Origin of the sequence: Hyunsoonleella flava (assembly GCF_004310325.1) — a bacterium.
Taxonomy (GTDB): domain Bacteria; phylum Bacteroidota; class Bacteroidia; order Flavobacteriales; family Flavobacteriaceae; genus Jejuia; species Jejuia flava.
Map to the genome: position 1 here is coordinate 168,953 of NZ_SIRT01000008.1, position 6,880 is coordinate 175,832.

A 6,880-nucleotide genomic window follows, 5' to 3' on the forward strand; every position below is an offset into this window, starting at 1 on the left:
ATTATTTCACTTTTATCACGATAAAATTAGTACGTCTATTAAGCTGATGTTGTGCTTCTGTACATCTAACAGTACCATCACAACCATTGGTTAGGTTGCTTTCACCATAACCTTTGTATTCAATTATTCTAGATGCATCAACGCCTTTAGATGTCAAATAGTTATATGTGGCAGTAGCTCTTCTATTGGATAACATATCGTTATAAGCTGCAGGACCTCTGGAATCGGTATGAGATTCAATCTTAATAGTCATTTCTGGATATGTATTAACCATAAGATCTACAATTCTAGCTAATTCGTCAGAGTCGTCTTTTCTTATTTTTGCACTATCAAAATTGAAGTAGATAGGACCAAGATCATCAATAATTATCTCTTCCTCTTGCTCCATATTTTCTTCAACAGTTTTTTGTATTGGACTGATTTCAAAATCTGCAGTAATCGATTTAATAGTGTTGTCTAAACCTTTGGTGGTTACAGAAGCACTGTATTCGGGATATCCATCTTTAGTGGTAGTTACAACATAATCAGTTTCTCTATCAATGTTTATATCATATTCTCCATTTTCATCTGTCTCTACATAGGCTATTTTATTGCCATCGGCGTCAGATAATGTTACTATAGCATTTTCTACGGGAACATTTCCAATAGAATCTGTAATAGTACCTTCAAGCTTTAAGCGAGGAATTCGGTTAAATGCATAAATATCGTCATCACCTTTACCACCGTCTCTATTGGAGGCAATGTAACCGTTAATACCATCATTGTTCATAAAGAATGAAAAATCATCTTTATTTGAGTTTACAGGTATCCCCAAGTTTACTACGTCTGTAAGCGTTCCATTTTCATCATAAACTGTAGCAAAAACATCCAATAAACCTAATCCTAAATGGCCATCTGAAGAAAAGAACAATATATCTTCGGTATTGATGAAGGGGAATAGTTCGTTTCTTTTGGTATTGATGACATTTCCAGCATTTTGAGGCTTACCGTAGTTTCCATTCTTGTCAATATCAACATAATAAATATCTGAACCTCCTAAACCTCCTGGCATATCTGAGGCAAAGTATAATTTTGTTTCATCACTATTAAGGCTAGGGTGCCCCACGGAATAATCATCATTATTAAATGGTAATTCTTCAATGTTAGTCCATTCGTCTTCTATCAGTGAAGCTTTATATATTTTAAGGTTGCTTATACCATACCTGTCTTTTCCTAACTTTTTATCGTTAAAATTATTCCTGGAAAAATACATGGTTTTTCCATCTTTTGTAATCACAACAGGTCCGTCATGATACACGGAATTAATATCTCCTTTTACTTTAGATAAATGATGAATTATGGTGTCAGCATTTTTTTCAGTGACGTAAACGTCCAAAAACGGTTGTTCGTTCCAAGCATATAAATGCTTTGTTAATACGCCTTTATCTGCTGAAGAAGTGAAATAAACTTTTCCATTCTGTTCAAATGCACCAAAATCACTTAAATCGGAATTAATATTTACATCTTTTAAAAAGTATTTGTGTCGCGCATTAAAAACCGCAGTTATAAAGTCTGGATCTCTAGTAATCTTATTTTTATCAATAACACCGCCAGCATCTTTGAATTTTTTTAACCATACTCTTGATGCCTTGTAATCTTTTGTTCCTCTTAATGCTTGTGCATATTTATAATAATATTCAATAGGAACATTTTCCTGCGCCACGGCATTTTTATAATAGGTTGCAGCTTTTTCGGGGTTACGCATATAGGCATAACAATCGCCTAATTGTCTGGTGGCATAAGCCGCATTATAATCTTTTTCTACTAATTTTTTATAAGCGTTAGCAGCATCTACAAAAGCAAATTTATTAAAAAGGCTATCTGCTTTTTTCTGTAAACCTTGTTGGGCATAGGTACCCAATGTAAGTATACACACTGCAAAGGTTAATAAGTAGTTTTTTGGTTTCATGGGGTCTTGTTTTTTAATAAAACAATAAAGTTTTATAGTAATTATACAAGTGGCTAGTTTGTTATTTCTATTCCATTTGAACAACTATAAATTGTGTTCTACGGTTAAGTTGATGTTGTTCCTCTTCACATTTTGAACCATCTTCACAACCGTTAGTAAGTCGTCTTTCGCCAAAACCTTTATGTTCTGTAATTCGACTTGGATCTACGCCATTTGAAATTAAATATTCGTAAGTGGCGTTGGCTCTATCTATAGACAACCTATCGTTGTAGCTTAATGATCCTCTAGAATCGGTATGTGATTCAATCCTGATTACCATTTCTGGGTAATCATTATTCATTAATTTAATTATTTTGTCAAGTTCTTTCTTGGCATCTTCGCGTATGTTGTGCTTGTCAAAATCAAAATAAATCGTATTTAATGATAAGTCTGCCAATACTTCAACATTTTGAACAGGATTCAAAATTAAATTTGCTACTATAATAGACTCTATACTAGAAATATTTTTTGATGTAAATTCTCTGTAATCGTCAATGTATTTGTCTTGACTCGCTACAATCTTATAATCTTTGTTTCTATCGATGTTTATATTATAATAACCATCTTTATCTGTTACCATATATGCTATTTTATTATCATCAGCATCAAACAGATTAATAACAGCATTTGGAATAGGGTTGGTGTTAATTGCATCAACTACTTGACCTTGAACATTTAACAAAGGCTTACGGTAATATTCATAAATATCATCATCTCCTCGTCCACCTCTACGGTTTGAAGAGAAATACCCAGTTAACCCGTCTTCGTTCATAGTAAAAGAGAAATCATCTTTTTCAGAATTTACGGGTACTCCAAGGTTTACAACATCGGTAATACTACCATTTTCGTCAGTAACAGTACCAAAAATATCCAATAGTCCTAGACCTAAATGGCCATCAGATGAAAAGAATAATATACCTTCATTATTGATGAAAGGTGTTCCTTCGGCATCTTTAGTATTTACAACATCACCAACATTTACAGGTTCTCCGTATGTTCCGTCTGGGTTAATATCTACATAATAAATATCAGAACCTCCATAACCACCGGGCATATCTGATGCAAAATACAGTCGTGTATTGTCATTATTTAAGGCAGGGTGTTGCGTTGAGTATTCTGTATTACTTATGGGGAGTTTTACAACATCAGTCCATAGGCTATCTTTTAAAGTAGCTTTGTAGATGCTCATATTACTAACTCCATTTTTGTCATTTTCCTTACCATATTTATTGGCGGCATTCCTAGAGAAATACATGGTTTTTCCATCTTTAGTAATAACTACTGGCCCGTCATGATAAATAGAGTTTACATCACCCTTTAGTTTATGGGTATGATTTACACTTCTTTTACCTCCCTTTTCAGTGACATATACATCAAGGAACGGTTGTTCGTTCCATCCATAAACACGTTTTACTGAAACCCCTTCATCTCTAGAGGACGCAAAATAAACTTTGCCATCATGCTCTATTGCACCAAAATCGCTAAACTTTGAATTGATGCGTGTGCGCTTTAAAAAGTACTGTTTTTTAGAACTGAAAACATGCGCCATAAACATTTGGTCTTTTTCAAAACTATCAGTGTTCGTTACACCTCCTGAATCTTTAAAGCGTTGCATCCATTCTCGGGATTCCTTGTATTTTTTTATACCTCTTAATGCTTGGGCATAACTGTAATAGTATTCAATAGGAACATTATCTTGCTCTACAACACGCTTGTAGTATCGAGCTGCAGCAGATGGGTTCCTTAAATATGCATAACAATCAGCAAGCTGTCTTGTGGCATAATCTTTATTGTAATTATTTTTGATAAGATCTTTGTATACTTCAGCAGCCTTAACAAAAGAAAACTTATTGAATAATGTATCTGCTCTTTTCTGCCTACCAGGTTGAGCAAATGCTGCAGACACCATTAATAAAGCAATACAAGCTAATATGTAAGTTTTTAATTTCATAATGAATACATGCAGTTTTTAGAAATATCTAGGAGATTTAAGTTTAGAACTTAAGAACCTGAATTCATAAATTAATAATACTTCATGTGTTCCACTGGTATAGGATCTGATATCTGAAATAGGTTTTTCATATGAATAGCCAACACGTAACTGTCTTGACAATTGAATATCAGCAAAACCACCGAAGGCTCCTGTATCTTGATTTAACCTGTATGAGGCACCTAACCAGAACTTTTCATTAAACAAAAAGTTGGCTGTAAAATCGAAAGATAGTGGCGCACCATTTGTGGCTTTCATCAATGCGGAAGGTTTGAATTTGATAGATTCGCTTAGGTCAAGAACAACACCTGAAATAACGTAATAACTTAATCTTTCAAGAGCCTCAAACCCTTCATCTGTGTTTCTATCCGTATTTAAAACTCTAGGAGCAGATGCTCCAACATAAAACCTGTTAGTATGATAAAATAAACCTAAACCAATGTTAGGCGTCCATCTATCTTGAACACCTCTAATTGAAGGGTCAAAACTTTGTGAATTTCTAAAATCTGGATCTAAACTATAGCTGGTAAAACCTGCTTTAAGACCAAATGCTAACTTACCAGTTGCACCTGTAGGAATGGTATATGAAAAGTCTCCGTATAAATAGGTGAAATTTTCAGGACCTAAATCGTCTTCAATAAATGACAGTCCTAAACCAATCCTGTCATTTCTTAATGGAGAATGAACAGAAAGTGTTTGTGTTATTGGGCCACCATTAAAACCAACCCATTGGCTTCTATGTAATCCAACAATGCTTAAGGCTTCTCTACTGCCAGCATAAGCGGGATTTATAGAAATTGTGTTATACATGTACTGTGTAAATTGAGGTAGCTGTTGTGCAGCGCCAATAGTACAACTTAATAACGCAAAAGCAATTATGTAATGTTTAATACGTTTCATAGGTTACGTTTTATTTGGTTCCGATGTAGATAGGGCCAGTGAAAGGAGCTAATCCACTATTTTCTAAATTAATAATATAATAGTAAGTTCCGTTAGGTACTTTACCCGCAGATCCGATGGATGATTTATGAGCATCTCCACGCCATGAACCTTGCTCTTCTCCTAAGGTATAGTTACTAGATTCATATACTAGTGCACCCCAACGGTTAAATATTTTAACGTTAGCAGTAAATCCACACAAGTCAATTCCCATAATATCAAAACTATCGTTAAAGCCATCTCCATTTGGAGTAAGTGCCTTAGAGATTACAACATCTGTATCCCCACAAGGTAAAACCACACAATCAGGATTTATTCTTATGGTTACCTCAGTTATGTTGATACATCCACTATCTAATCCAGTATATCTAAACAAATAGTCAATAGAATCACCATTATTAGGCAAGAAGTCCAAGGTAGGTTCCAAAGTAGTTGGATTAAATATATTACCATTTAATTCAGCTGTAGGGTCACCTTCAATAAGTTCCCAGGTGCCTTCCTTGTTTTCAGAAGTTAGGAATTCATTTAAGTCGATGATACCTTCATCAAAACATCTATCAGGACCATTAACTTGAGTAATGATTTCGTCTAGCAATACATTTAAAGTTTGCGTATAAGTTTCTTCATTATTACAAGCATCTCTTACTGTCCAAGTTCTTACTATTTGATAGTCTTGGAACACAGTATCATCAAAACCGTTCACTTCATTGAATACAACTATTATATCAGTTGAACAATTATCTTCAAATTGAACATCTGGAACTTCAGGAATATCGGTACAACTTACAGTAATATTATCTTCAATAGTTTCTACAGGAGTAGGAGCTGTTGTATCTTCTACATTAATAGTTTGTGTATACGATACTGATAAACCACATTCATCTGTAGCGGTGTAAGTTCGTTCAATAGTATAAGTCCCTACACATGGTCCATCAATAGTTACATCTTCTGTGGTAACAGTTGCATCACTACAGTTGTCAGTAGCATTAATTGTTTCTGGCACTGGAATAGCATCGCATTCCACTGTAATATCATCAGGTAATCTTTCAACAAATGCTGGAGGAGTGGTATCTTCAACAGTAATTGTTTGTGTATGTACAGTTGTTAATCCACCCTCATCAGTGGCTGTCCAAGTACGTTCTAGCGTATAGTTAGAAACACAAGAACCATCTATTCTAACCTCTTCAAAAGTCACAATAGCATCACCACAATTGTCAGTAGCGGTCAAAGTTTCCTCAGTTGGAACGTTATCACATTCTGCAGTTGTATCTGTTGGAAGTGCTTCTACAAAAGTTGGCGGAATATTATCTTCAACAGTTACTAGTTGCTCACATGTTTCAGCATTTCCCGCGAGATCAGTTACTGTCCATGTTACGGTGGTATCACCAAGAGGGAACGTTGAAGGTGCATCATTGGTAATGATTACATCTGTACAATCCTGTACATCCATATCGCCTAAATCTACGTTTGTAGCTTCACAAGTACCTGGATCTACATTTACAGTAACAGCTGGAGGACAAATTATTTCCGGTAATTCTCCGTCTACAACGGTAATTATTTGTTCACAAGTAGCTGTGTTTCCTGATTCGTCAGTAACGGTCCAAGTAACTGTAGTTTGTCCTAAAGCAAATGGCTCTAGAGCATTATTTAGCACTGTGGCTACACCACAATTATCGTTAGTTACAGGTGTTCCCAAGTCCACATTTGAAGCAGAACATAATCCTGCATCTGCATTTACAGTAATATCTGCAGGACAGGTAATTGTTGGGTCCTCGTCGTCTATAATGGTCACGGTCTGCGTACACTGCGCGATGTTGCCGCTACCATCGGTAACGATCCATGTTACTGTTGTATCTCCTAATGGGAACTCAAATGTAACAGGGTCTATATCCGCACCGTTAACTTGAGCCACAACAGAGTCTACAGAACAGTTGTCTGCAGTAGTTGGCGTACCAAGTGCAACA

Annotated in this window: 4 protein-coding genes; all 4 read right to left on the reverse strand. The window is 35.4% G+C overall.

Going from position 1 to position 6,880, the window contains the following annotated elements; all coding sequences use genetic code 11:
- Window position 1 precedes the first annotated feature (1 nt).
- Window positions 2–1,948 carry an OmpA family protein gene (locus EYD45_RS10770; protein ID WP_130964558.1) on the reverse strand — a complete coding sequence of 649 codons (1,947 nt, stop codon included), beginning with the start codon at window positions 1,946–1,948 and terminating at the stop codon, window positions 2–4.
- A gap of 67 nt (window positions 1,949–2,015) precedes the next feature.
- Entirely contained in the window at window positions 2,016–3,938 is a 1,923-nt protein-coding gene (locus EYD45_RS10775) for an OmpA family protein (RefSeq protein WP_233702625.1), read from the reverse strand.
- A gap of 18 nt (window positions 3,939–3,956) precedes the next feature.
- Complete coding sequence (locus EYD45_RS10780) at window positions 3,957–4,877, reverse strand: PorP/SprF family type IX secretion system membrane protein (protein WP_130964559.1); 921 nt, start codon at window positions 4,875–4,877, stop codon at window positions 3,957–3,959.
- A gap of 10 nt (window positions 4,878–4,887) precedes the next feature.
- A partial coding sequence (locus tag EYD45_RS10785) for a T9SS type B sorting domain-containing protein (protein WP_130964560.1) occupies window positions 4,888–6,880 on the reverse strand: 1,993 nt, incomplete at its 5' end.